General features: G+C 47.3%; 1 rRNA gene. It reads right to left on the minus strand.

Annotation, left to right across the window (positions count from 1 at the left end):
• A 16S ribosomal RNA gene (locus L656_RS0113680) occupies window positions 1–448 on the minus strand; the annotation flags it as partial.
• Between the last annotated feature and the right edge of the window lie 244 nt (window positions 449–692).

Here is a 692-nt window from a genome sequence, read left to right on the forward strand (position 1 = left end):
CTTTCCTCCTGACTGAAAGTGCTTTACAACCCGAAGGCCTTCTTCACACACGCGGCATGGCTGCATCAGGCTTGCGCCCATTGTGCAATATTCCCCACTGCTGCCTCCCGTAGGAGTCTGGGCCGTGTCTCAGTCCCAGTGTGGCTGATCATCCTCTCAAACCAGCTAGGGATCGTCGCCTTGGTGAGCCATTACCTCACCAACTAGCTAATCCCACTTGGGCCAATCTAAAGGCGAGAGCCGAAGCCCCCTTTGGTCCGTAGACATTATGCGGTATTAGCAGTCGTTTCCAACTGTTGTCCCCCACCTCAAGGCATGTTCCCAAGCATTACTCACCCGTCCGCCGCTCGTCAGCAAAGTAGCAAGCTACTTTCTGTTACCGCTCGACTTGCATGTGTTAGGCCTGCCGCCAGCGTTCAATCTGAGCCATGATCAAACTCTTCAATTAAAAAGTTTTATGTCTTTCGACAGCTCAATGAATTCTGAATTTTTGTTTTTGTTGCCAAAAACGAATTGACTGTGCGTTATTATTTTCACTTTTAAAAAAAGTAAAATCAAAACAGCTCAAGGCTGAATCTTTTAATAACATATGGTCACTCAGTTTCAATCGAGACTCTAATTTGTTTGCCTCGCTACCTAAGTAGCTCGGCTGTTAGAACTCAATCTGTACGAGTGCCCACACAGATGATTGC

Source organism: Pseudoalteromonas sp. TAE56 (genome assembly GCF_000497955.1).
GTDB lineage: Bacteria > Pseudomonadota > Gammaproteobacteria > Enterobacterales > Alteromonadaceae > Pseudoalteromonas.